Source organism: Aminobacter sp. DSM 101952 (assembly GCF_001424795.1).
Classification (GTDB): domain Bacteria; phylum Pseudomonadota; class Alphaproteobacteria; order Rhizobiales; family Rhizobiaceae; genus Aminobacter; species Aminobacter aganoensis.
Map to the genome: position 1 here is coordinate 56,342 of NZ_LMCL01000005.1, position 23,886 is coordinate 80,227.

The 23,886-nt window shown below is 61.1% G+C and carries 19 protein-coding genes; 13 read left to right on the plus strand and 6 right to left on the minus strand.

Annotation, left to right across the window (positions count from 1 at the left end; genetic code table 11):
* Nucleotides 1–748: 748 nt before the first annotated feature.
* Nucleotides 749–1,357, plus strand: coding sequence for an ATP-binding protein (locus tag ASC75_RS26385; RefSeq protein ID WP_200943439.1), 609 nt, complete (start codon nt 749–751; stop codon nt 1,355–1,357).
* Nucleotides 1,312–2,121 (plus strand): ATP-binding protein, encoded by an 810-nt coding sequence (locus ASC75_RS26390; protein WP_200943440.1) that lies wholly within the window; start codon nt 1,312–1,314, stop codon nt 2,119–2,121. The genes ASC75_RS26385 and ASC75_RS26390 overlap by 46 nt, the downstream gene beginning before the upstream one ends.
* 1,319 nt (nt 2,122–3,440) lie before the next feature.
* On the opposite strand, the gene ASC75_RS06950 is transcribed toward ASC75_RS26390, so the two are convergent.
* Complete coding sequence (locus ASC75_RS06950; RefSeq protein ID WP_055972181.1) at nt 3,441–5,729, minus strand: NADP-dependent malic enzyme; 2,289 nt, start codon at nt 5,727–5,729, stop codon at nt 3,441–3,443.
* Nucleotides 5,730–5,940: 211 nt separating this feature from the next.
* On the opposite strand from ASC75_RS06950, the gene mutS reads away from it, so the two are divergent.
* From mutS to ASC75_RS06985, 7 genes are all read left to right on the plus strand, one after another.
* Nucleotides 5,941–8,589 carry a DNA mismatch repair protein MutS gene (gene mutS / locus ASC75_RS06955; protein ID WP_210309531.1) on the plus strand — a complete coding sequence of 883 codons (2,649 nt, stop codon included), beginning with the start codon at nt 5,941–5,943 and terminating at the stop codon, nt 8,587–8,589.
* Between the two features lie 236 nt (nt 8,590–8,825).
* A complete protein-coding gene (locus ASC75_RS06960; protein WP_156381136.1) occupies nt 8,826–11,483 on the plus strand; it encodes an SMEK domain-containing protein in 2,658 nt (885 codons plus the stop codon).
* Nucleotides 11,480–11,845 (plus strand): hypothetical protein, encoded by a 366-nt coding sequence (locus tag ASC75_RS06965; RefSeq protein ID WP_055972188.1) that lies wholly within the window; start codon nt 11,480–11,482, stop codon nt 11,843–11,845. Before ASC75_RS06960 ends, ASC75_RS06965 begins: the two co-directional genes overlap by 4 nt.
* Nucleotides 11,835–12,230 carry a hypothetical protein gene (locus tag ASC75_RS06970; RefSeq protein ID WP_156381137.1) on the plus strand — a complete coding sequence of 132 codons (396 nt, stop codon included), beginning with the start codon at nt 11,835–11,837 and terminating at the stop codon, nt 12,228–12,230. Before ASC75_RS06965 ends, ASC75_RS06970 begins: the two co-directional genes overlap by 11 nt.
* A gap of 4 nt (nt 12,231–12,234) precedes the next feature.
* Nucleotides 12,235–13,269 (plus strand): radical SAM protein, encoded by a 1,035-nt coding sequence (locus tag ASC75_RS06975; protein WP_055972194.1) that lies wholly within the window; start codon nt 12,235–12,237, stop codon nt 13,267–13,269.
* Between the two features lie 166 nt (nt 13,270–13,435).
* Nucleotides 13,436–13,954: a helix-turn-helix domain-containing protein gene (locus tag ASC75_RS06980; RefSeq protein ID WP_055972197.1), complete on the plus strand. Its 519-nt coding sequence runs from the start codon at nt 13,436–13,438 to the stop codon at nt 13,952–13,954.
* 135 nt (nt 13,955–14,089) lie between these two features.
* Entirely contained in the window at nt 14,090–15,214 is a 1,125-nt protein-coding gene (locus ASC75_RS06985) for an epoxide hydrolase family protein (RefSeq protein WP_055972201.1), read from the plus strand.
* Nucleotides 15,215–15,240: 26 nt separating this feature from the next.
* Here ASC75_RS06985 and ASC75_RS06990 read toward each other — a convergent pair whose 3' ends face one another.
* Nucleotides 15,241–16,257, minus strand: coding sequence for an AraC family transcriptional regulator (locus ASC75_RS06990; RefSeq protein WP_348271280.1), 1,017 nt, complete (start codon nt 16,255–16,257; stop codon nt 15,241–15,243).
* Nucleotides 16,258–16,407: 150 nt separating this feature from the next.
* Here ASC75_RS06990 and ASC75_RS06995 point away from each other — a divergent pair, with 150 nt between their 5' ends.
* Nucleotides 16,408–17,466, plus strand: coding sequence for an alpha/beta fold hydrolase (locus ASC75_RS06995; protein WP_055972356.1), 1,059 nt, complete (start codon nt 16,408–16,410; stop codon nt 17,464–17,466).
* A gap of 47 nt (nt 17,467–17,513) precedes the next feature.
* Here ASC75_RS06995 and ASC75_RS07000 read toward each other — a convergent pair whose 3' ends face one another.
* Nucleotides 17,514–18,140 (minus strand): TetR/AcrR family transcriptional regulator, encoded by a 627-nt coding sequence (locus ASC75_RS07000; RefSeq protein WP_055972207.1) that lies wholly within the window; start codon nt 18,138–18,140, stop codon nt 17,514–17,516.
* 184 nt (nt 18,141–18,324) lie between these two features.
* Here ASC75_RS07000 and ASC75_RS07005 point away from each other — a divergent pair, with 184 nt between their 5' ends.
* Both ASC75_RS07005 and ASC75_RS07010 read left to right on the plus strand, forming a co-directional pair.
* Nucleotides 18,325–18,813 (plus strand): hypothetical protein, encoded by a 489-nt coding sequence (locus ASC75_RS07005; protein WP_244487772.1) that lies wholly within the window; start codon nt 18,325–18,327, stop codon nt 18,811–18,813.
* The gene (locus ASC75_RS07010) at nt 18,797–19,096 is read left to right on the plus strand and encodes a hypothetical protein (protein ID WP_055972213.1); all 300 of its coding nucleotides are present in this window, start codon (nt 18,797–18,799) and stop codon (nt 19,094–19,096) included. The genes ASC75_RS07005 and ASC75_RS07010 overlap by 17 nt, the downstream gene beginning before the upstream one ends.
* An 18-nt stretch (nt 19,097–19,114) precedes the next feature.
* Here the strand turns inward: ASC75_RS07010 and ASC75_RS07015 are convergent, their stop codons facing one another.
* A complete protein-coding gene (locus tag ASC75_RS07015) occupies nt 19,115–19,714 on the minus strand; it encodes a YdeI/OmpD-associated family protein (RefSeq protein WP_055972359.1) in 600 nt (199 codons plus the stop codon).
* Nucleotides 19,715–20,022: 308 nt separating this feature from the next.
* Here ASC75_RS07015 and ASC75_RS07020 point away from each other — a divergent pair, with 308 nt between their 5' ends.
* The gene (locus ASC75_RS07020) at nt 20,023–22,491 is read left to right on the plus strand and encodes an EAL domain-containing protein (RefSeq protein WP_244487773.1); all 2,469 of its coding nucleotides are present in this window, start codon (nt 20,023–20,025) and stop codon (nt 22,489–22,491) included.
* 79 nt (nt 22,492–22,570) lie between these two features.
* Here the strand turns inward: ASC75_RS07020 and ASC75_RS07025 are convergent, their stop codons facing one another.
* Both ASC75_RS07025 and ASC75_RS07030 read right to left on the minus strand, forming a co-directional pair.
* On the minus strand, nt 22,571–23,410 hold the full coding sequence (locus ASC75_RS07025; protein ID WP_055972216.1) for an aldo/keto reductase: 840 nt from the start codon (nt 23,408–23,410) through the stop codon (nt 22,571–22,573).
* Nucleotides 23,411–23,491: 81 nt separating this feature from the next.
* A complete protein-coding gene (locus ASC75_RS07030) occupies nt 23,492–23,884 on the minus strand; it encodes a DUF305 domain-containing protein (protein WP_055972363.1) in 393 nt (130 codons plus the stop codon).
* Nucleotides 23,885–23,886: the final 2 nt, after the last annotated feature.

Consider the following 23,886-nt stretch of genomic DNA (forward strand, 5'->3'; position numbering starts at 1 on the left):
AGACCAAGCTCGCCCCTCGCCACGCCCCGTTTCCGGTCTGGCCTTTGTCATCCTTCGACAAGCTCAGGATGAGGTAGTTCGGGAAGCGGGGCGCGGGGCCGTGCCTGCCGAAAACAAGTGAATGGCGCGAACCCGCGCTCCGCCGGCGATTTCTGTCTCCGCCCGTTCCGCTTCTCGAAGCACGGGCATTTTCGCCCCTGCCCCACTAGCGCATCGTCCAGCGCACCCGGGCCGTAGTACCCGGAGGGGAACCCTCGGACGGAACCTCCCCGGGCAACAGGCTACGTCAGCCCATCGCCGGAGGCGCCGGCTCCTCCCCGCATGTCACCGTCGCGACCGGCGTTCCCGCGGGAGGAACTGCGGGGGATGATACGGGAGGTGGCAGGGGGTGTGGAAAAACGGGGGCGGGTTTGGGGGCGAGATTGCTGACAGATAGTGACAAGGGTGGGCCAAATTTGTGCCGACAGCCCACCCCGATTAGTCATCTTGCCAGACTTCCAAACTCCAAACACCGCAAAACAACGCACAGCTGCATAGTGGTCCGATATCTTGACAAGAAAAGCATCTCCAGCACACTTAATCCAATTAACTCCAAGCGAAACTATCTGGCTACGAGCGTGCTAAGAGCCTACTCTAGCCTGATGCAAATCTTCGGCCGATTCTCCAGCACTTCAGTCTCCACGAAACGAACCGCGGATGACGTTGTGGCGATGCAGTCGTACTTGCTCGGAGCAAAAGGGGGATTCCGGTGGCTGAGATAAAGCAAATTTCCAAGGAAGACGTAGAAGCTCTCCTGCTTCTTAACGAAGGGCATTTCGCCGACTTAAAGGGAAAGGCCATCACCCCTGCGAAATTCACGAAAGCCGTATCCGCTTTCGCAAATGCCGGAGGAGGGGAAATATATGTTGGTATCGAAGAACTTGAAGGTGTCGACGGCAAGGAACGAACCTGGGATGGATTTGACGATCCGGAGGCAGCAAATGCTTTCTTCCAAGTGGTCCACGAATTAGACCCCCTTAGTAAGAATTTTTCGATGCAATTTCTTCAGGCTGATGGCGCCAAAGGATTGGTTCTCCATGTAACCGTTTCAAAGACTCAAAATATCACTGCTGCCAGCGATGGACGAATTTACATCAGGAGCAATGCTTCTAGCTTGCCTGTCAAAGATGACGCACTTGAGCGATTGCGATACGACAAGGGGATCCAAACATATGAAGATGAATTACTCGGCCTAGATTCAGTCGAAATTACAAATTCTGAAACCATAATAGAATTTCTTATAGAGACAATCCCTACCGGCGAGCCTGAGGATTGGTTGACGAAACAATTTGTGCTCCAGCAAAAAAACCAACAGTAGCAGGCGTTTTGTTATTCTCCGACAATCCGCAAGCCATTCTACCCAAAAGATCTGCAGTTAAGATCCTTCGCTACCAGACGAAAGCTGACGCGGAGCGAGATTTCTTGGCCTTTGACCCGGAGACAATTGAAGGCCCCCTGTATCATCTCATCTACGACACTGTAGACCGGGTGAAGCAAATTATCGAAGGGATCGAAAAGATGGGGGAAAAGGGTATGGAACGTATCACATACCCGCAGGAAGCCCTTCATGAACTAGTGACAAATGCCGTTCTTCATCGTGACTACAGTATAGCGTCTGATGTTCAGGTCCGAATTTTTGACAACCGAGTCGAAATTGAAAGTCCGGGCCGCCTTCCAGGCCATGTCACACTTGCAAACATTAAGAAAACACAATTTGCGCGAAACCCAAAGATTGTTCGCCTTATTAACAAATTTAAGAATCCACCGAACAAAGACGTTGGCGAGGGCATTAACACGGCCTTTGAGGCAATGGAAAAACTTCGACTAAAACAACCCCAATTCGACGAGACAGATGCCTCACTGGTGGTAACCCTCAAACACGAGAGCCTCGCCTCTCCTGAGCAATTAGTCTTGGACTACTTGAAAGATCACGATGAGATTACAAATCAGATTGCTAGAGAACTTACTGGTATAAAATCAGAAAACACGATGAAAAACGTGTTCTATCGCCTCCGAGACAGGGGTCAACTGGAACAGATCCCTAAGGTCAAGGGCAAAAAGAACGCTTGGCGCAAACTTTAGAGGTCTAAATTCAACCAGGATACGTGATAACGTGAGTTCTCGAAATCTATAAAATCTACGAGGTCAGAAAACTTTCACCTATAATTTGTTTGCAGACAATCGCCTGGATCTGAATTCATATGGCCTTTTTCGAATACACGCCGAATAGAACTCTCTTCGCGTATGCCAACTCAGCTGGACTTGCCGGGATTATCAGTTCCAAAAAGCTCTGGCTTTCGGATGTCACAGCCTCAAACGATCCACGAGAACTTAAGCTTGGCGAAAGCCTATTGGAGCAAGCGGTCAGTTCGTACAGGGACAACGATGTGGCCGGCGTCACCCGTCGGCATATGGAGGCCTTTCTGGCAGAGATGCAACGGTTCAAGCCGTTGTCCACCTGCTATACAAGTTGCTTCTCCTTGGATGGAGATCAACTTCCGATGTGGAGAGAATACGCGGACGGAGGTAGAGGTGTAAGCATCGGATTTCGACCAACTGCAACTCGTTCGATATGCAGATGAGAAGTTGCATGAATTCTTTAGAATTCTCGTCAAAAAGTCGGCCGCGACGATGGGCGCGCCTCACACATTGCAGAGAGCTTTGACGTTAGGTGAAGCGCTTGCGGCTACCACCCTAGTCAAGCACAACTCGTGGAAGTACGAAAGAGAGGTCCGGGTCACCTTAATTCAGCGGAACACAAAGCCGGAGCCAGAAGAATTTTTGACGCAAATAACGTCGATCAATCCTGACGACACTTACGTTCGCTGGCGCAAGCCACTTATAAGACAATCCCGTGGGCGTGACGTCAAGTATCTCGACTTTGAGTATGGCAGATTCTCCAATGGCAGAGCCGTTTACGCGCGGGCAATCGAGAGAGTAACGTGCGGCCCTCGATGTGAATTGACTGCCCAGGACATCAGAACGATGCTGGCTAGCGAAGGTTTTGAAGGCTTTCAGGTAGTTAGATCAGATTGCTTGGTGCAGTAGCTTCCAGCCGGTACCTCGCATCGGCGTCGTAGGCGCGAGTCGGGCGATGAACTCTCGTCGGATTGGAAGTAACATCCCGGAAGCAGAAGAAGGGCAAGGCCTCGCGATCCTTCGCACCCCCCTCTGCCCTGCCGGGCGTTCGTCGTTCGAAAAGCCAAGCAATTGGCTTTTCGTTGCCTGCGGCAACCACTCCTCACCCCCCACAAGGAGGGAGATCGGCAGCTTCGGCGCCTCGCCCAACCGGCTGGCGACGCAAGGAAAGCGGCAGCGCTATGCCCTTCGCTACGGCTCAGGGCCTCGAGGCGCTCGAAAAGCCCATTTGGGGGCTTTTCGTTCGCTTCGCGAACCGCGCCTCAAGTCCCCGCGTTATACGCAGCGATCGCCGCCATGTTGACGATGTCGGAGTCCTTGGCGTTCAGCGGGACGATCTGGACCGGCTTGTTGAGGCCGACGAGAAGCGGGCCGATGACGGTGGAGCCGCCGAGTTCCTGCAGCATCTTGGTCGAGATGGCGGCGGAGTGGAAGGCCGGCATGACCAGCACGTTGGCGGCACCGGAGAGGCGGCAGAAGGGGTATTGCTGCTGCATCAGGCGGTGGTTGAGGGCGACGTCGGCGGCCATTTCGCCGTCATACTCGAAATCGACGCGGCGCTTGTCGAGGATCTTGACCGCTTCCTGGACACGCTCGGAGCGCTCGCCGGCAGGGTGGCCGAAGGTCGAGTAGGCGAGCATGGCGACGCGCGGCTCGTAACCCATGCGGCGGGCGAAGTGGGCGGCTTCCTCGGCGATGTCGGCGATCTGCTCGGCATTGGGCATGTCGTGGACGGCGGTGTCGGCGACGATGACGGTGCGGCCACGCGCGAGCACGATCGACACGCCGATGACGCGGTGGCCGGGCTTGGCGTCGATGACGCGGCGGACGTCTTCGAGCACGGTCGAGTAGTTGCGGGTGACGCCGGTGACGACGCCGTCGGCGTCGCCGAGCGCCACCATGCAGGCGGCGAAGTGGTTGCGGTCGTTGTTGATCAAGCGCTGGCAGTCGCGCAGCAAATAGCCCTTGCGCTGCAGCCGCTCGTAGAGGAAGTCGGCATAGATGGCGTTGCGGCGCGACAGCCGCGCATTGATGATCTCGAGGCCCGGCTTGTTGAGGTCGATGCCGGCCTGCCTGGCGTTTTCCTTGATGACGTCGTCGCGGCCGAGAAGGATGGCGGTGCCGAGCTTCTGGTTGACGTAGGAGACGGCGGCCCGCATGACCTGCTCCTCCTCGCCCTCGGCGAAGACGACGCGCTTGGGCTGGCGCCGGACGCGGTCGTAGATGCGCTGCAGGGTGGAGGCGATGGGGTCGCGGCGGGCGGAGAGCTCGTCGGCGTATTTGGCGAGGTCGAGGATCGGCCGGCGGGCGACGCCCGATTCCATGGCGGCGCGGGCGACGGCGACCGGGATGGCCGAGATCAGGCGCGGGTCGAACGGCACCGGGATGATGTAGTTGGGGCCGAACTTCGGCCGGTTGCCCTGGTAGGCGGCGGCGACGTCGTCGGGCACGTCCTGGCGGGCGAGGTCGGCCAGCGCCTGGGCGGCGGCGACCTTCATGTTGTCGTCGATGGTGGTGGCGCGGACGTCGAGCGCGCCGCGGAAGATGTAGGGGAAGCCGAGCACGTTGTTGACCTGGTTCGGGTAGTCCGAACGGCCGGTGGCCATGATGGCGTCGGTGCGGATCTCGGCGACCTCCTCGGGCGTGATCTCGGGATCGGGATTGGCCATGGCGAAGATGATCGGGTTCTTGGCCATCGATTCGACCATCGCGGGTGTCAGCGCGCCCTTGGCCGAGAGGCCGAAGAAGACGTCGGCGCCATCCATGGCATCGGCCAGGCTGCGGCGCTCGGTCTTGACCGCGTGGGCCGACTTCCACTGGTTCATGCCCTCGGTGCGGCCCTGGTAGACGACGCCCTTGGTGTCGCACAGGATGACGTTTTCGGGGGCGAAGCCCATCGCCTTGATCAACTCGATGCAGGCGATGCCGGCGGAGCCGGCGCCGTTGCAGACGAGGCGGGTGGTCTTCATGTCGCGGCCGGTGATCTCCAGCGCGTTGATCAGGCCGGCGGCGGCGATGATGGCGGTGCCGTGCTGGTCGTCATGGAAGACGGGGATGTCCATCAGCTCGCGCAGGCGCTGCTCGATGATGAAGCATTCGGGCGCCTTGATGTCCTCGAGGTTGATGCCGCCGAAGGAGGGCCCGAGGAAACGCACGCAGTTGATGAATTCGTCGGCGTCCTCGGTGTCGACCTCGAGGTCGATGGAATCGACGTCGGCGAAGCGCTTGAACAGCACCGACTTGCCTTCCATGACCGGCTTGGAGGCGAGCGCGCCGAGATTGCCGAGGCCGAGGATCGCGGTGCCGTTGGAGATGACGGCGACCATGTTGCCACGCGTGGTGTAGTCGAAGGCGCGGCTCGGGTCCTCGGCGATGGCCTTCACCGGCACGGCGACGCCGGGCGAATAAGCGAGGCTGAGGTCGCGCTGCGTCGCCATCGGCTTGGTGGGAACGACCTCCAGCTTGCCGGGGCGGCCCATGGCGTGGAACTCGAGCGCCTCCTCGGCGCTGACGGAGGGGCCCGTGTTGTCGGTTTTCTTGTTGGCGGCCATGATGAGAAGCGTCCCTGTCCCTGAAATATTCTTTTTGTGGAGGGTTCCGGATTAAGGCTACACATCGGCGCTGTAAACCGCCAAGCAGTGGGGTGGTTTTCATTTTTTCGCAGGCCCTGGCGTGAACGATCGACCGACCATCAACGCGGAAGCTGACTTCGGGGAAACCCGGGGGCCGGCCGACGCCGCCGTGCATGCGCCGCCGACGCCGATGATGGAGCAGTTCATCGAGATCAAGGCGGCGAACCCGGATTCGCTGCTGTTCTACCGCATGGGCGACTTCTACGAGCTGTTCTTCGACGACGCCGAGAAGGCGAGCCGGGCGCTCGGCATCGTGCTGACCAAGCGCGGCAAGCACCAGGGCCAGGACATCCCGATGTGCGGGGTGCCGATCCATGCGGCGGACGACTATCTGCAGAAGCTGATCGGGCAAGGCTATCGCGTCGCGGTGTGCGAGCAGATCGAGGACCCGGCCGAGGCCAAGAAGCGCGGCTCGAAATCGGTGGTGAAGCGCGACGTGGTGCGGCTGGTGACGCCGGGCACGATCACCGAGGACAAGCTCTTGGCGCCGCAGGAATCGAGCTTCCTGATGGCGCTGGGGCGGGTGAAGGGTGCGGGCGAAGCGAGCCTCGCGCTGGCCTGGATCGAGATCTCCACCGGCATCTTCCGCGTCGCCGAGACGACACCGGAAAAACTCGCCGCCGACATCTTCCGCATCGACCCGCGCGAGCTGATCGTCGCCGAGCCGGCGTTCCATGACGAGGAGCTGCGCCCGACCTTCGACCTCGTCGGGCGCATCGTCAATCCGCAGCCGCCGAGCCTGTTCGATTCGACCTCGGCGCCCAGCCGCATCGCGCGTTTCTACGACGTGGCGACGCCGGACAGTTTTGGCGCGTTCTCGCGTGCCGAACTGTCGGCGATCTCGGGCGTCATCGCCTATGTCGAAAAGACGCAGAAGGCCGAGCGGCCGCCTTTGTCGCGACCCGAGCGCGAGCAGGAAGGCGCCACCCTGTTCATCGACCCGGCGACACGGGCCAATCTGGAGCTGTTGCGCACGCTGTCGGGCAACCGCGACGGCTCGCTGTTCCGCGCCATCGACCGCACGGTGACGGGCGGCGGCGCGCGGCTTCTGGCCGACCGGCTGATGTCGCCGCTGACCGATCCCGACGCGATCAACGGCAGACTCGACGCGGTGTCGTTCTTCATGGGCGAGACCAGGCTTTCCGATGCGCTCAGGGCCAGCCTCAAGGGCGTCGCCGACATGCCGCGCGCATTGTCGCGGCTGGCGCTGAACCGCGGCGGCCCGCGCGATCTCGGCGCGCTGCGCTCGGGGTTTTCCGCCGCGCGGACGATTGCCGGGCTGTTTGCCGGGGCGACATTACCGAAGGAGCTGGCGACGGCGATTGCGGCGATATCGGCCCTGCCCGCCGATTTCGCCGGCCATCTCGACACAGCGCTCGGCGAGGAGCTGCCGCTGCTCAAGCGCGACGGCGGGTTTGTCCGCTCAGGCTACCATGGCGAGCTCGACGAGATGCGGTCGCTGCGCGACCAGTCGCGGCGGGTGATCGCCGGCATGGAGCGCGACCTGATCGAAGAGACGGGCATCCGCTCGCTCAAGATCCGCCACAACAACGTGCTCGGCTATTACATCGAGGTGACGGCCAACAACCAGGCGGCGCTCAACGGCAGCGACGAAGCCAAGGCGCGCTTCATCCACCGCCAGACCATGGCGAGCGCGATGCGCTTCACCACCACCGAACTCGCCGGCCTCGAGACCAAGATCGCCAACGCCGCCGACCGGGCGCTGACGATCGAGCTCGCCGCCTTCGACCAGCTGGTGGCCGAGGCGGTGACCCATGCCGATGCGATCCGCGCCGGCGCCAACGCGCTGTCGGTGCTCGACGTCTCGACGGGCCTCGCAGCCCTTGCGGCAGGCGAGGCCTGGTGTCGGCCGCAGGTCGACCAGAGCCTTGCCTTCGACGTCAAGGGCGGGCGCCATCCGGTTGTCGAGCAGTCGCTGAGGCGCACGGCTTCGGCCCCCTTCGTCGCCAATGACTGCACGCTGTCGCCCGACGGCAACGACAAGAACGGCGCCATCTGGCTGCTCACCGGCCCGAACATGGGCGGTAAGTCTACCTTCCTGCGCCAGAACGCGCTGATCGCCATCCTCGCCCAGATGGGGTCGTTCGTGCCCGCCGAGCGCGCCCATATCGGCGTCGTCGACCGGCTGTTTAGCCGCGTCGGCGCCTCCGACGACCTGGCGCGCGGGCGCTCGACCTTCATGGTCGAGATGGTGGAGACGGCCGCGATCCTCAACCAGGCGGGCGAGCGCACGCTTGTCATCCTCGACGAGATCGGCCGCGGCACCGCCACCTTCGACGGCCTGTCGATCGCCTGGGCGGCGGTCGAATATCTGCACGAGAAGAACCGCTGCCGCGCCATCTTCGCCACCCACTATCACGAGCTGACAGCACTCGCCGGCAAGCTCGGCCGCCTGCACAATGTGACGATGCGGGTGAAGGAGTGGGAGGGCGAAGTGGTGTTCCTGCACGAGGTCGGCAAGGGTGCGGCCGACCGCTCCTACGGCGTGCAGGTGGCCCGCCTCGCTGGCCTGCCCGACGCTGTCGTGGCGCGCGCCAAGGAGGTGCTGCACCAGCTCGAGGAAGGCGAAACCTCCGGGAAAGCCAACAAGCTCGTCGACGACCTGCCGCTGTTTTCCGTCGCGGTGAAGCGCGAGGCGGCCAAGCCGGTCGCCAACGACGCGCTGAGCGAGGCGCTCAAGGGCCTGAGCCCCGACGAAATGACCCCGCGCGAGGCGCTGGACGCGCTGTACAGGCTGAAGGAGCTGGCGGGGAAATAGGCAGCGACGTCAACCAGGTGGGACGTTTGACCAGACCTGGCGCGGCGAAAAAAGACGGCCAACCTATCTTGCACGACGACTAAAGGCGGCTTCTGCATCACGGCGTACATATCTGCCTCGAGTAATGCATCAGGAGCCGATTTCGACTATTGCACATTTCCCAGTTTCCATAATCTCCGACTCCGCGTACAATTTTGTTTATCTATCTAATATTCGGGAAATGGCTGACGTATACGATGAACAGTCAGGAATACCTAAATCAAATTAAGAGCTATTTTGCGCATTTGATCGTCGAAATAAAATGCAACAACGCGTGCGACCACTTCGATATCAACAAGATTGCAGAGAATTTTTTTATCCCAATTCTATCTATCGTATATGACTGCTCGGCTCTAAAAAACCAAAACGTGATAAAGGCGAATTTCCCGTCTGTCGATCTCGGGTGCAACGTTACTGGCTACTCTTTCCAGGTAACATCCGACGGTAGCAGCTCGAAGGTAGTATACACACTTGAGAAATTCCGCGAATATAAGCTCGACTCTGTCTACAATAAACTTTTTGTATTAATTATAACCGAGAAGCAGCGGTCTTACACATCAGAAGCACTCAAGGCAGAAATTGCGCGACAGACGATCACATTTTCTCCTGATGTCAACATCATCGACTACACAGACCTCATCGCCAAGATTGCGTCAGCGCCAATTGACAAAATAACGCAACTTTACGAATCCCTAGCGGCTGAGTTTGACCGGCGGACAGATTACAATCAATTCAAGTCAGACCTGAATGGATTCTTGCAATTCAGTAACTCAAAAATTGAAATTGAAAAAAGAACGAAGAAGTACATACCTTCAATTTTTGTAGAGCCAACAAAATCGAAGGAAACCACTCGACTTTTTGGCCATCCGGTCTTCTTCTCACGAAAGATCGAGGACAAGCTCCGAAAAGCCGATTATTCCTACCTAAATCGCTATCTTCCCAAGGTCGGCATCAATCCACTTCAATCCAGTATTACGACTCTGTGTGATGCCGATTATCCGCGGTCGTTGCGAGAAGTGTTCAGTCATTTGTCCGACAGGAAAAGGCTCATCGATCAAGAGCTGAAACGAGTGAACCCGCTGGGATACTCACCGAAGGTGACCAATCCGGAGTACGATGTCGCCCCAGAGAAGAAAGCCATGCAATCCTTGCTAAAGCTTGCGATTGAAGGAACAGCAAGTGGGCTAGAGAGAATATACAATGAGGCGCTCGCGCTCATTAATACAACAGAATGCAAAATTATGCTTATCACCAGCGCAGCCGGGCAGGGGAAAACGAATTTTCTTTGCGATCTTGTTGAAAATCAATTCGGGAAATTCGAAATTCCGTCAGTGTTCATTCCAGCACGGGAATTGAACAAGTACGCTCATCCGAGCCGCCTCCTTTCGTTCATATCCCAAAACCGCTTCCTACCGAAGCGCGACGACATCCATACGATACTCGATCTGTTCAATCAGATTTCGAAAGGAATACAGAAGCCGTTCGTCATCGCAATTGACGGCATCAATGAAGTGAAAGACTTAGAGAGCTTCTTGTCAGAGCTCTCAGATTTCCTTAACGCGGTTTGCCAATATGAATTCATCAAAGTCATAATCACATGCAGAACTGAGTTCTTCGAGAGCAAATTCGCTTCGCTTCTCCACCAACCATTTGCTGACGCTATTCTGCGCATCAATGACTTGAAAGCTGATATGTCGGACGAGAGCCTCGAACGGATGCTGTTGTCCTATTTGACTCATTTCAACATCCAGGCGCATCTTTCGGATCGGGCGGCTGACTTTCTCAAAAGTGACCTGCTGATGATGAGAATATTCTGCGACCTTAACGAAGGGCAGGATAAGGGCGTCATCTCGGATATATACAAGGTGACACTCTATGAAAACTATTTGCTCCGCAAAGGAGACAGCCTTCCACCCGAATTGAAGCAGGAATTCCTCTCGTGCCTCTACAAGATCGTTGAGCATATGCTTTCCGCAGATCGGTACCACAGCATCAACGTCGGTGGATATACCCATCCACAACAGCAAATTGTCGATCGTCTGGTGTCGGAAGACATAATTCTAAGGCGAGAGCCTGCGGAAAAGACCCTTCAGACGATGCTCGATGAGACGATATCGTTCACCTATGATGAACTGCGCGATTTCGTCATCGGTCTCTACCTCGTGGACCGCCTCGCAAAATCCGGCTTCTCAAGATTCCTTGAAGTGCTGGATAGGCTTCGACCCCTTCCGATCTATGAAGGCGTTTTCAAGTACGTCTACCTTCTCGCGCGTCAAACCGGCGATTCTAATATTCTCAGACACTGCGAAGCAGCGGAAGATTTCGACGTTCACTATTCAATAGCGATTGGCACTCTTCCTCACGAATACCAGAATGACGATGATCGTAGACGTGTGTTGGAGTACCTCAACGTCAACAGGAAGAGAGAGGTCGTTCAACGGATTGGCGTTTTTCTGTTCAATAGAGGGACCAATGAACGAACACTTAATAGGCGATTGTTAATTGATCATATTAATTCACTTGCCGATCCGGATGTGTCGGAGCTCTTTTATATCCTTTTCCGGACCAGAGCCTACGTTCCCAGCTATGAAGCAAATCCTATAGAGGAGTTTCTTGCTGCATGGCTAGACGCTGCGGCGACAGACAAGGGCTTTGACGACGACCACCTAGCGTTCGTCATTCAGCTTTCGATTCTAGCTAAGGTCGGCCAACAGTTTGAACTTCGGTCTACATTGGCTCAGATCAAGGGACGCGGCAGAAACCCTGCCTGCTTTTCGTTCGTTGAGAACGCACGCTCGGCCAGAATTGCAGGCTTCGCGCGATCAATCAATGCGTTCGTGGGTGTGACGCAATGAGCGACGCCAAGGTCATACTGCCTTTCCCTAGGCCGCCTTCGCTTCCAGAGTTTTTCGATATATTATCGGTCAAACCTAATGGTCTGGCCGCTCAAATTACAGAACGTGTTTATGATAGCCTTTTCCTTGGATCCATTGATCTCAAGGAGGAATATCGGCGCTATTATTGCGTCGAGTACCTAAATCTTAGCGACTACATTGAAATGTGCTACGGCGAGCGCCTCGGAGAGGAAGAGCTAAATCAGCAACACATATTTCGGATCAAACACTTACCTCAAATGGTGGACCCGTCATACAGCGACAACTACTTGGAGTCGGTGTTAGAGGCTTTAGATAAGTGGAAGTCTGGCCATGAAAATTAAAATGGATTTTGTGTCCAACAGCTCTTCGACGTCATTCATATATATCTCGGACCGGCAGTTTACAAAGGAAAGCTTCTTCGAAGCTGTCGGTGCCTCAGACCAAGGTCCATTGGGCAACCTTTTCGTCTCCATGTACGAGGAGTTGAACAGCTCCATTGCGAACGGCGAGAGAATTGTAGGAATCGACCAAGTAGCCGCTGATCGTGATTTCGACATAACACCAGAGGTCTTTGAACGAATTTCAGTCGCTCTGACCGAGGGTAAGCGTGTCGTTAGAGGCACGCTGAGTAGCGACGGCGCGTTGGCCGAATCAATACTTTGCGTGGAGATTTTCGAAATCGAGACCGACAAAATGTTCATCAACGCCTACCCAAATTATTGGTGATCAGATGCTCAAGATGAACCGCTATAAGGACATGGGTTACTCGACGTTCTTTAACGCTAAGACGGGGTTCTTCGCTCGCGTCGAAGACAGAGGCATGCCAGAGCCCTTTTGGTCGCCACACGGCCCCGAACTCATGGACATATCGATCACCAATTGGTGCGACAAGGGATGCGCGTTTTGTTATAAAAGCTCGACCAAGTCCGGCCACCACATGAAGCTTGACGACTATAAGAGCGTCATTGATTCGGCCGCTCGGATGGGGACCTTCCAGGTTGCACTGGGAGGCGGAAATCCAAACCAACATCCAGATTTCATCGAAATCCTTAGGTATACTCACGAACGTGACATCGTGCCCAATTACACGACCAATGGTCGCGGCCTGACAGTCGGGATATTGGAGGCAACCAGAGCATATTGCGGCGCGGTCGCGGTCTCGGCCTATCCCCCTTACGATGAAACGGCGGCGACTATTCGGCTTCTGGCTGGTCATCAGATCAGAACGAACATCCATTTCATTCTTGATGCCGACAGTGTTGAGACAGCCATTGATTGGATGACTGATCCCCCAGAATTCCTGCGCGGCATCAACGCCCTTGTGTTCCTGAATTACAAGCCATCGGGCCGAAAGGTTTTTGAAGCAAAGCTGCTCCGACACAGCGCTAGGCTTGATGAATTTTTCAAACTGGCAACGTCAAAGGACTGCAAAATAAAGATTGGCTTTGACGCCTGTTGTGTGAGCGGCGTGTTTGGCCGAACAACAACAAGCTCCACTGTCGTCGATGCGTGCGACGCAGGAAGATTTTCGCTTTATGTGTCCGAAGATATGCAGGTCCATCCCTGTTCCTTTCAGAGCGGACTCGTCGCAGGTGATAAGTTGACGTCCGAAAATTCCCTAGAGGATATCTGGAGAAACTCGGCGAATATGAAGTCGTTCAGAGACTATTTCCGCTCCGATCGCTGTTCCGGCTGCGGGCATCAAAGCTCATGTATGAATGGCTGTCCTATCTTTGAAGAGTTGGTGGTTTGTGGAAATCGCTGATCGATCTGCGGCGACACAGCCTTCGCGAGGAGTTCGACGGTAGACATGCATGAGGTCGTGACACTGCAGGGGTCGCCGGGTGACGCGGACAAGGATTGGCAGCGGCGGCTCTGTGAAGGTGCAGCCGAGCTAGGACGGGTCGTTCAGGAACGGCGATACCACGTCAGTGCTGCGCACCGGGCTGACCACGGCTGCCGTCACCCACGACTATGCCGCCGGCGACGAGATTTTGGCGATCGCCTTCAAGCCGAGCAGCTTCATGCCGCTGATGCCGGGCGAGGTGATGCGCGACCAAGGGGTGGTGCTGGACATGATCGGCAAGGACCGCTTCCGGCTCGGGGCGGACGTGCTGGAGATCCCGACTTTCGAGACCGTCGACGGCTTCGTGCGCAAGCTGGTGCGCAACTGTATCGTCGAGGACAACCGGGTGGTCGCGTCGGTCGTCTCAGGGCATCCGATGGCAATGTCGGAGCGGACGATGCAGCGGCATTTCCTGAAGACGACCGGGGTCACCTACAAGACCTTCACCCAGATCGAGCGCGCCCAGAAGGCGCTGGCGCTGTTGCAGCAGGGGCGGCCGGCGGCGGACGTCGCCTTCGCGCTCGGCTATGCCGACCAGCCGCACATGATCCGCTCGGTGAAGGCGATCATGGGCACGACACCCGGGCAGGCCGCGCGCCGCTGAAACTGTCGGAAATCTTCAATCCCGCGCACCCTGCCGCCGGCTAGAAAGGACGCACTTTCAACCCCGTGCACGGCCCCTGATGGCGGAAGCTGTTTTCGAAAGGGTCGATGCACCAAGTCAAAGTGGACGCGGCACATGTCTGACATCACCCCCTTCAAGATCGCCATTCAGGAGGCCGAACTGGCCGACCTCAAGCAGCGCCTGGCCAACACGCGGCTCGCCAACGAGGTCGCGGGCGCGGGCTGGAGCTATGGCATGGCGTCGGGCTTCGTCACCCGCGCGATCGAGCGGCTGAAGAACGGCTTCGACTGGCGCGCGCAGGAGGCCGAAATCAACCGCCACCCGCAATTCGTCACCGAGATCGACGGCCAAAAGATCCATTTCCTGCATGTGAAGTCGGGCGTTGCCGATGCGGTGCCGCTGCTTTTGCTGCATGGCTGGCCGAGCTCGTTCGTCGAGTTTTTGGGCGCGATCACACCACTTACCAAGGCCGGTTTCGATCTCGTCATCCCGTCGCTGCCCGGCTTCGGCTTCTCCGGCCCGACACGCGAGGCCGGCTGGAACGACGGGCGCATCGCCAACGCCATGCTGGAGCTGATGACGCGGCTCGGCTATCAGCGCTTCGGCGTGCAGGGCGGCGATGCGGGCGCGATCATCGCACCGGCGATCGGCCGGGCAGCGCCCGAACGGGTCATCGGCGTGCATGTGAACGCGGCGACGATGGGCTTCATTCCGCTCGGGCCCATCGATCCGAGCGACATCGCGACGTTCAGCGACGCCGAGAAGACCAGGCTGCAGCGGTTGCAGCAGTTCATGGCCGAACGCTTCGGTTTCAACGCGCTGCAGTCGAGCCGGCCGCAGACGCTGGCCTATGGCATTTCGGATTCGCCGGCGGGGCTGATCGCCTGGCTGGGCGACATGTTTGCCGGCTTCGGCGACAGTCCCGACGCGGTCGATCTGGACGGGTTTTTGACCAACGTGCTGGTCTACTGGTTCACCGGCACCGCCGCCTCGTCGATAAGGCTCTATTACGAGAACGCGCACGACCCGGAGGCGTGGTCGCCGAAGCCGAATTCGGGCGTGCCGACAGGGGTGGCGGTGTTTGCCCGCGACGAGATCGCCATCCGCCGCTATGGCGAGGCAAGCAACACAATCGTGCGCTGGACGGAGCTCAGCAGCGGCGGCCATTTCGCGGCGATGGAGGTGCCAGAGGCGTGGGCGCAAGAGGTCGCGGCGTTCTTTGACGGGCTGCGGGGATAAAACCGCGCAAAAAAAGATAGCCGGCCTCAGGCTGTGGCCCGGGGCCGGTTCTGTTCGCGCCAGGAGGCCGGGCTGAGCGCGGTGACGCGGCGGAACTCGCGGTTGAAGTTGGACTTGGTCTGGAAGCCGGCGTCGAGCATGGCCGCGGTGACCGACATGTCGGTGTCGCGCAGCAGGCGGCAGGCTTCGGAAATCCTGATGTCGTTGATGTATTGCGAGACGTTCTTGCCGGCGAGGCGGTTGACGGCGCCGGAGATCTGCCGCGCCGGCACGCCCACGCGGCGGGCCAGCCGCGACAAGGTGAGGTTGTCATCGCGATAGAGCTTCTGGTCGACGAGCAGGCGCTGGACCCGGTCGAGGATTTCGCGGTCCTGCTCGGAGGGCGACGGCTCGGGCGGGCCGGGCTGGGTCGGCGCCGAGGGATGGGCGCGCGAGGCGACGAAGGCGGTCAGGCCGATGAAGAACAAGCCGAGAATGTTGGCGTTGCTGGCGATGATCTCGGCGTTCGCCCCCATCGACCATTCGAAGGCGAGCAGCACGCCGAGGTCGAACAAAGCCGACAGGCATAGCGCTGCGGCGGCGATGACCAGCGCGCGGTGGGCGGCGACCGCGCTGTCGAGGCGCGCCTCGACAAGGGCGTCGGGACCGCTGCGCCCGAGGTTCAGCACGGCGAGCGCATAGCCGACGAAGATCACGATCAGCGCGACGTCGATGAGGGCGGGCACGAACAGCACCAGAGCGATCATGACCAGCGGCGGCAAGGCGTGGAGCCAGCGCACGGCGCCGCTGCCGGCATCGTCGCGCTGGAGCAAGGTACGAAAACTGAGGAGCACCAGCGGCGGCAGGCTGGCTGCCAGGATCGGCAGGACATAACGCGCCGCCTCGACATGGTAGCCCCAGCGCAGGCCGACGACGACCGACTGCACGGCGCAGAGGGCGACGAGGACGAGGAATGCCGTGTTGCCGCCGGTGGTTTCCCGGGCGCGCAGCGCCGCGACGAGCAGGATGACCAGCAACAGCGCGGCGACGAAGGACAGGGGCACGAAGATCAAGGCGAATCTCACCTGAGGAAAAGACGGCCGATCATGGCCTGCATCGCGATCAAGCACGACCTGAATCGCGATCGAGGACGATGAGGCTGCCCGATTTCGCCATTGCTGGCTCGTCGTTTCGAAAAACAGAGCGAGGTTCTCATGCTCCAGCTGCTTTCCACCATTCCTGCCCTCATCGGCTTCGTTTCCACCTGCTTCGCTTCGGAGGTGGGCGTGCGCGAGGGGACCGTGGCCCAGCCCGGCCGCGACCTTGCCGTGACCGTCTGGTATCCGGCCGGCGCCGGCGGCACGCCGACGACCCTGGGCGACAACAGGGTTTTCAAGGGTACGCCAGCCGCGCGAGACGCGCCGCCCGTGCCGGGCCGCCATCCGCTGGTGCTTTTGTCGCACGGCTCGGGCAGCCGCGTGCAGGCCATGGGCTGGCTCGCCACCGAACTGGCCAAGGCGGGCTTCGTCGTTGCCGGCCCCAACCATCCGGGCACGACCAGCGGGGATTCAACGCCGGCCGACACGCCGAAGCTGTGGCAGCGCACCGGCGACCTTTCGGCCGTCATCGACGCGATGACCGTGGACCCGGCCTGGAGCAACGTCATCGACGCCGACAGGATCGGCGTGGTCGGCTTTTCGCTCGGCGGCGCCGCGGCGATGGAGCTCGCCGGCGCACGCGCCGATCTCGAGGCCTATGCCAGCTATTGCGACGGCTACAAGAAATGGGACTGCGCCTGGTTTGCCGGCGGCACAGGCTATGTCGACGAAGAGCGGGTGACGGTCGACAGGCTCGACCTGCGCAGCATCGAGCGGGCGCGCTTCGAGCAGTCGAACCTCGACCGCCGCATCAAGACGGCTGTGCTGGCCGATCCCGGCCTCGCCCAGGCCTACGATGCGCAGAGCCTGACGGAGATCGCGATCCCGATGCACTTCATCAATCTCGGCGAGGGCGAAACCATCCCGCTGGCCGTGATCTCCGACAAGCTGGCAAAACTGACGCCGAAGGGCAGCTATGCGACGGTGGCCGGCGCCACGCATTTCAGCTTCCTGCCGGAATGCAAGGACGGTGCCGCCGATGTGCTGAAGTCGGTGGGCGAGATCGATCCGATCTGTTCCGACGAGGCGAGCAGGCCGCGCGGGGAACTGCATGCCGAGATGATCAGGCTGGTGAAGGACAGGCTGGTGCGCGACCTGATGGCTCCCGGGCAATGAGCCCTGCCCGGTGCCGGCCATAGGCCGGTGCCATGCGGCGTGCGCGTCTAGCGCGGTGCGTACGCCGCCAGGAAGATGCGGACGCTCTCCCGGGCGTGGCTGCGGCAGGCCTGGCGCGACAGGATCGCGCCGTCGCCCAGCAGCATGGCGTCGTTGACCGGGCCGCCCATGACCAGCCAGTTGAAGAAGCCGGCGGCGGCCTCGAGGTCTTCGGCCTGCATCTGGCCCTGCCGGCGATAGCGCTCGAAGGCGCGCGACAGGCGGCCGATCGAGCGCTGGGGCCCAAGCGCATGCAACGCCTTGCCGAGTTCGGGGAAGCGTCCGGCCTCGCCGATGACCAGGCGCCGCAACTGCATCAGGCGGGGCGTCATGACGATGGTGAGCTGGAGCTCGGCGAATTCCTGGAGGTAGGCACCGATGGGGCGGTCGTCCTCGGGCTCGGCGACCTGCTGCTCGTGCTCGTCGCCGGCGAGGCCGGTCATGCCCCTGACAACGTCGAGGAACAGCGCTTCCTTGCTCTGGAAATGGGCATAGACGGTCTGCTTGGAGACGTCGGCCGTGGCCGCGATCTCGTCCATGTTGGTGCCGAGGAAACCGTTCTTCAGGAACAGCACGGCTGCCGCCGAAACGATGGCGTCGCGTGTCCGCTGCTGGCGACTTTTCGCACCGCTCATGGCTGGCCCTTCCCTGGCGTCGGCAATCCCGGCGGCAGGATAGGCCGATCCGATTGACAAATCAAACTGGACGGTACAGTCTAGTTGCTGGACCCCAACGGGAGCGGCGAAGATGTCAGGTTCCACGTCACAGATGCGAAGCGCGAGCTGCAGATGCGGACGCGTCGGGTTCGAGGCGAGCGGGGTGCCGATCGTCACGGCGGCCTGCCATTGCTCGAGCTGCCAGAAGGCGGGCAAGATTTTCGAAGACCTGCCCGGCGGGACGCCGGTGCTGGAAAGCGACGGCGGCACCGTCTTTGCACTCTACCGCAAGGACCGGGTGCGCTGCGTGCGCGGTGCGGAATTGCTGCGCGAACACCGGCTGAGCCCGGCGGCGCCAACCCGGCGCGTGGTGGCCGCCTGCTGCAATGCGCCGATGTTCCTGGAGTTCAAGGGCGGGCACTGGCTGTCGCTCTATCGCGAGCGCATCCAGCCCGACGACCGGCCACCGCTCGAGATGCGCACGATGACCGCCGACCGCAGACCGGGCGTCGAGTTCGCGGATGGCTTGCCGAGCTACGCCAAGCATTCCGGCCGCTTCATGTGGCGGCTGCTGGCGGCCTGGGCGGCGATGGGTTTTCGGGCCCCCAAACTCGACTATGTCCAGGGCGAGCTCGATGTCCAAGGCAGCTGACAAGATCGAAATCAGGAACGTGATCTCGCCCGGCCACGTCGTGCGCGTCGACAAGGCCAAATACACGGCGATGCGCGACGCGCTGCTGGCCGTATTGCCGGCCAAGACACCGGGACTGACGGTGGCCGAGGCCAAGGCGGCGCTGCTGCCGCTGTTGCCTCAAGAGCTGTTTCCCGGCGGCGACAAGGCCGGCTGGTGGCTGAAGGCGGCCCAGCTGGATCTCGAGGCACGGGGCGTGGTCAGCCGCGAGGCGACCAAGCCGCTGCGGCTTTATCGGGCCTGACGTTCGGCGTCGGTCGACCTACTTCATCTTCTGCGGGTAGATCGTCTCGCCGCGCTTGAGCATCTCGACGAAGGTCTCGATCTTCTTCCTGCGGCCGGCCTCGGTCTTCATGTTGTGGGTGCGGAAGGCGAGCGCGAAGCGGTTCTGCGCGCTGAGCTTGCCGAGCATCTCCCTTGCCGCCGGCTCGGCGTCGATGGCGGCCTGGAGATCGTCGGGGATCTTCATGTCCTTGCCGGACTTGTAGGCACGATCCCAGCGTCCGTCGGCCCTGGCCGCCTCGACCTGCCTCATGCCGTGCTCGGTCATGCGACCCTCTTTGATGAGGCGGGCGACGTTGTCAACGTTGATCTGGCTCCAGGTGCCCTTCCTGCCGCGCGGCGAATAGCGCTGCAGGAAACTTGTGTCGTCGAGACCCTTGCGGACGCCGTCGATCCAGCCCCAGCACAGCACGACGTCGATGGCTTCCTTGGGCGTGATCGAGGGCAGGCCGGAAGCGACCTTGTGGATCCTGATCCAGACCTCGTCCTGCTTGTCGTGATGGATGCCGAGCCAGCGGTAGAAGCTCCCGGCGTCCTTGAATTCGTGGACCTTGGCCGGATCGACGGTGACGGGCGCCATCAGAGTGGCTGCGCCCCGGCCGGCGCCGCGACCGAACAGGCCGACGACGAGCAATGGTATGTCCGGTTCTGCATCTTTTCCTCGAACAACACGGTGTCGCCGCAGCCTATACCGGCAGCCAACCAGACGCACAGGCATATCCTGCTGCCCATACTGGAAACATCTGCCGCAAGGTCAATATACCCGAACGTTCCTGAAACCTGCCGTGAAGGGAATTCTTAAAGCCCGCCGATATAGGTTTTGCGAAACATCGCGCCGAGGACGCGAAAACAACTGCAGGTGAGAGCGAGTTCGTTTCGTTGGGGCATGTGACGAGGCTACGCGATATCAGATCCAGATTCCGGCTGTTCGCGCTGCTGTGGCCGTTCATCGCCGTGGTGCTGGTGCAGGCCATCATCGCCGGCGCCAGCCTCTACACGCTTTCGGCGGTGCGCGCCTATGTTGCGGGCGAAAGCGCCTGGTCGAAGGGCCAGAAGGACGCCATCTACAGCCTGGCCATGTATGCCAGCACCGGCGACGAACACTACCATCACCGGTTCCAGCAAACGATCGCCGTGCCGCTGGCCGACCGGCAAGCCAGGCTGGCGATGGAGCAGCCAGTGCCGGACTACGACGCCGCCTATGACAGCTTCCGGCGGGCCGGCAACCACCCCGAAGACATTCCGGGCATGATCTGGCTGTTCCGCTATTTCAGGGACGTGAGCTACCTGTCCAACGCGGTGCAACGCTGGATCGACGCGGACCCCAAGATCCTCGAGGTGGCGGCGCTTGGCGAGGCGATGCACCAGGAGATCTCCAGCAACCGCGCCACGCCGGACATGCGCGCCGACTGGAGCCGCAAGATCCAGCGCCTCAACGGCGACACGGCACCGCTGGCGGATGCGTTCTCGCAATCGCTCGGACGCGGATCGCGCGCCATCACCAACCTGTTGCTCAGCGTCAACGTGATCACCGCCGCCTTGCTGATCCTGCTCGCCATTCGGCGGACGGGAAACCTGCTGCAACAGCGCCAAGCCTTCGAGGACGCGCTCAACGCCGAGCGCGAGCGGGCTCAGATCACCCTGGCCTCGATCGGCCAAGCGGTGGTGGCGACCGACCGGGACGGCAGGCTCGACTACATGAACGAGGCGGCGGAGAGGCTGCTCGACTGGCGCGGCGCGGACGCCAGGGGCAAGCCGCTCGACCAGCTGTTTCGCCTGATGAACGAGGAGGCGGACCAGGAAGACCGCGGCTTCGTGGCGCGGGTTCTCGCCGGCGAGGCGATCGACGGCAGCGGCGTGCCGCAGCAGCTGGTGCGGCCCGACCTGTCGAGCGTGGCGATTTCGCTTGTCGGCGCGCCGCTCTATGTCGAGCAGCGGGTGGTGGGCGCGGTGCTGGTGTTCCACGACCGGACCAAGGAACAGGAATTCCTGGCGCAACTGTCCTGGCAGGCGAGGCACGACACGCTGACCTCTCTCGCCAACCGCTTCGAATTCGAGACCCGGCTGAGCGCCTCGCTCGAAGGCCTGGCAAAGCGCCCATCGACACATGCGCTGATGTATCTCGACCTCGACCAGTTCAAGATCGTCAACGACACCTGCGGGCATGCCGCCGGCGACGAACTGTTGCGAAAAGTGTCGACCGCGTTGCGGCAGAACCTGCGGTCGGGCGACCTGCTGGCGCGGCTGGGCGGCGACGAATTCGGCGTGCTGATGGAGAACTGCCCTGCCGAGCTGGCGGCGTGCACCGGAGAGCGCCTGCGCAAGGCGGTGGAAGAGCTGCATTTCGTCTGGGCCGGACGCGCCTTCAGCACCAGCGTCAGCATCGGCGTCGTCGGCCTGTCGGATGCCAGCATGACCCTGGAAGAGACGCTGCGCAGCGTCGACATCGCCTGCTACATGGCCAAGGACAAGGGCCGCAACCGCATCCAGCTGCAGCAGATCGGCGACCTCGAACTGGAGCATCGCCTGGGCGAGATGGCCTGGGTGCAGCGGCTGCGCGAGGCGCTGGAACAGAACCGCTTCCGCATCTACGCGCAGGAGATCGTGCCGCTGCAGGCGGACGAGACGACGGGCGCGCATATCGAGCTCCTGATCCGCCTGGCCGACGCCGACAACAACATGATCCCGCCCGGAGCCTTCATCCCGGCGGCCGAACGCTACGGGCTGATGCCGCTGATCGACCGCTGGATGGTTCGCTCGGCCTTCGAGCGGCTGGCCGTGCACAAGCGCACGCAGCCCGACAACCCGATCGCCATCTGCGCCATCAACCTGTCCGGCGCCAGCTTCGGCGACGACAGCTTCGTCAGCTACGTGCTGGAGCAGTTCGTGCGCAGCGGCGTGGCGCCGTCGACGATCTGCTTCGAGATCACCGAGACGAGCGCCATCGCCGACCTCGACAGCGCGGCGCGCTTCATCAAGGCGCTGCAGGCGCATGGCTGCCGCTTCTCGCTCGACGATTTCGGCTCGGGCATGTCGTCGTTCAGCTACCTCAAGGCGCTGCCGGTCGACTATCTCAAGATCGACGGCGGCTTCGTCAAGGACATGCTCGTCGACCGCATCGACCGTGCCATGGTGGAGATGATCCAGCACATCGGCGAGGTGACGGGCAAACGCACGATCGCCGAATTCGTCGAGAACGACGACATCGCCATGGCGCTGCGCGACATCGGCGTCGACTATGCGCAGGGCTACGGCATCGCGCGGCCGCAGCCCTTCGACGACGGCTATGCCGCTGGCAAGAAGCGCGGCTTCGGCCGCGCCAGCGGCGCAAACCCGAACCTGCCGCTGGCGAGCTGACCGCCGGGTCGCCAAGTGTTTCCTGCACCGGCAAGGGCGGCGGGCCGGCGGCTGCACCGTCAGGGCGAACTGACCGGGGTCAGATCATCTCCAGCGGCCGCTTGCGCGCCGGCGGCGGGAACAGCGTGTCCAGCTCGGCAAGATCGCCAGGGGTGAGGCGAATGTCGCGCGCGGCGGCGTTCTGCCTGACATGTTCGAGCCGGGTGGCCTTGGGGATGGCGATGACGCCGGGCCGGGCCATGACCCAGGCAAGCGCCAGCTGCGCCGCCGTCGCGTCGTGCCGGGCGGCGATGGCCTGAAGGCCCGCATCGTCGGCCAGGGCGCCCTGCTCGACCGGCGAATAGGCCATGACCGGCATGCCATGCTCGCGGCACCAGGGCGCCAGGTCGAACTCTATGCCGCGCCGGCCGAGATTGTAGAGCACCTGGTTGGCCTGGGCGTTCCTGCCTGCCGGCAGCCGCTCCATCTCCTCCATGTCGTCGGCGTCGAAATTGGAGACGCCCCAGTGGCGGATCTTGCCCGAACGGTGCAGCTCCTCGAACACGGCAATGGTCTCGGCCAGGGGCACGCCGCCACGCCAGTGCAGCAGATAGAGGTCGATGCGGTCGGTGCGCATGCGCTTGAGGCTGGCTTCGCAAGCCCTGACGACACCGTTGCGCGAGGCGTTGGAGGGCAGTACCTTGGAGACGAGGAAGACGTCGTCGCGGCGGCCGGCGATGGCTTCACCGACGACCTTTTCGGCGCCGCCATTGCCGTACATCTCGGCCGTGTCGATCAGGGTGACGCCAAGGTCGAGCCCGAGCCGCAGCGCCGCCACCTCGTCGGCGGCGCGGGCACGGTCCTCGCCCATCATCCAGGTGCCCTGGCCGAGCACCGGCACGGCTTCGCCGGCGGGCAGCGTCGTGGTCGTGGATGGCATGGCGGTCTCCTCGGCGGTTTCCGCCAGCTTACAGCGCCATCCGGCGTTGGCTACCGCAATGACGCTGCAGTCCGTTTCGCGCTACTTGACCGGATTGGCGGCGAGCCAGGCTTCCATCTCCTTGATCTCGGTCTCCTGGGCGGCGATGACCGCTTCGGCGAGCTTGCGCATCTCGGGGTTCTTGCCGTGCTCGATCTGGACCTTGGCCATGTCGATGGCGGCCTGATGGTGCGGGATCATGCCGCGGGCGAAATCGACATCGGCGTCGCCGGAATATTCGATCGCCAGCATGGCCTTGTGCATCTTGTCCATGGCCGCCTTGTAGGCCTGGGCGGAAGCGCTGTCGGTGGCGGGGGCGGTCATGCCCATGGCGTGGCCGCCGTGGTCCATCTGGGCCGAGGCGGTTTCGAGCATGACGGCGACGAGCATGCCCGCAGCCATCAGGGACAGCACGATCTTCTTCATCAGGTTCATAC

What these genes read in the sequence shown, in the direction of transcription:
- ASC75_RS06950 (WP_055972181.1), bottom strand. Translation starts at nt 5,729, where the DNA reads ATGGCCGCCAACAAGAAAACCGACAACACGGGCCCCTCCGTCAGCGCC.
- mutS (WP_210309531.1), top strand. Translation starts at nt 5,941, where the DNA reads ATGATGGAGCAGTTCATCGAGATCAAGGCGGCGAACCCGGATTCGCTG.
- ASC75_RS06960 (WP_156381136.1), top strand. Translation starts at nt 8,826, where the DNA reads ATGAACAGTCAGGAATACCTAAATCAAATTAAGAGCTATTTTGCGCAT.
- ASC75_RS06965 (WP_055972188.1), top strand. Translation starts at nt 11,480, where the DNA reads ATGAGCGACGCCAAGGTCATACTGCCTTTCCCTAGGCCGCCTTCGCTT.
- ASC75_RS06970 (WP_156381137.1), top strand. Translation starts at nt 11,835, where the DNA reads ATGAAAATTAAAATGGATTTTGTGTCCAACAGCTCTTCGACGTCATTC.
- ASC75_RS06975 (WP_055972194.1), top strand. Translation starts at nt 12,235, where the DNA reads ATGCTCAAGATGAACCGCTATAAGGACATGGGTTACTCGACGTTCTTT.
- ASC75_RS06985 (WP_055972201.1), top strand. Translation starts at nt 14,090, where the DNA reads ATGTCTGACATCACCCCCTTCAAGATCGCCATTCAGGAGGCCGAACTG.
- ASC75_RS06995 (WP_055972356.1), top strand. Translation starts at nt 16,408, where the DNA reads ATGCTCCAGCTGCTTTCCACCATTCCTGCCCTCATCGGCTTCGTTTCC.
- ASC75_RS07000 (WP_055972207.1), bottom strand. Translation starts at nt 18,140, where the DNA reads ATGAGCGGTGCGAAAAGTCGCCAGCAGCGGACACGCGACGCCATCGTT.
- ASC75_RS07010 (WP_055972213.1), top strand. Translation starts at nt 18,797, where the DNA reads ATGTCCAAGGCAGCTGACAAGATCGAAATCAGGAACGTGATCTCGCCC.
- ASC75_RS07015 (WP_055972359.1), bottom strand. Translation starts at nt 19,714, where the DNA reads ATGGCGCCCGTCACCGTCGATCCGGCCAAGGTCCACGAATTCAAGGAC.
- ASC75_RS07025 (WP_055972216.1), bottom strand. Translation starts at nt 23,410, where the DNA reads ATGCCATCCACGACCACGACGCTGCCCGCCGGCGAAGCCGTGCCGGTG.
- ASC75_RS07030 (WP_055972363.1), bottom strand. Translation starts at nt 23,884, where the DNA reads ATGAACCTGATGAAGAAGATCGTGCTGTCCCTGATGGCTGCGGGCATG.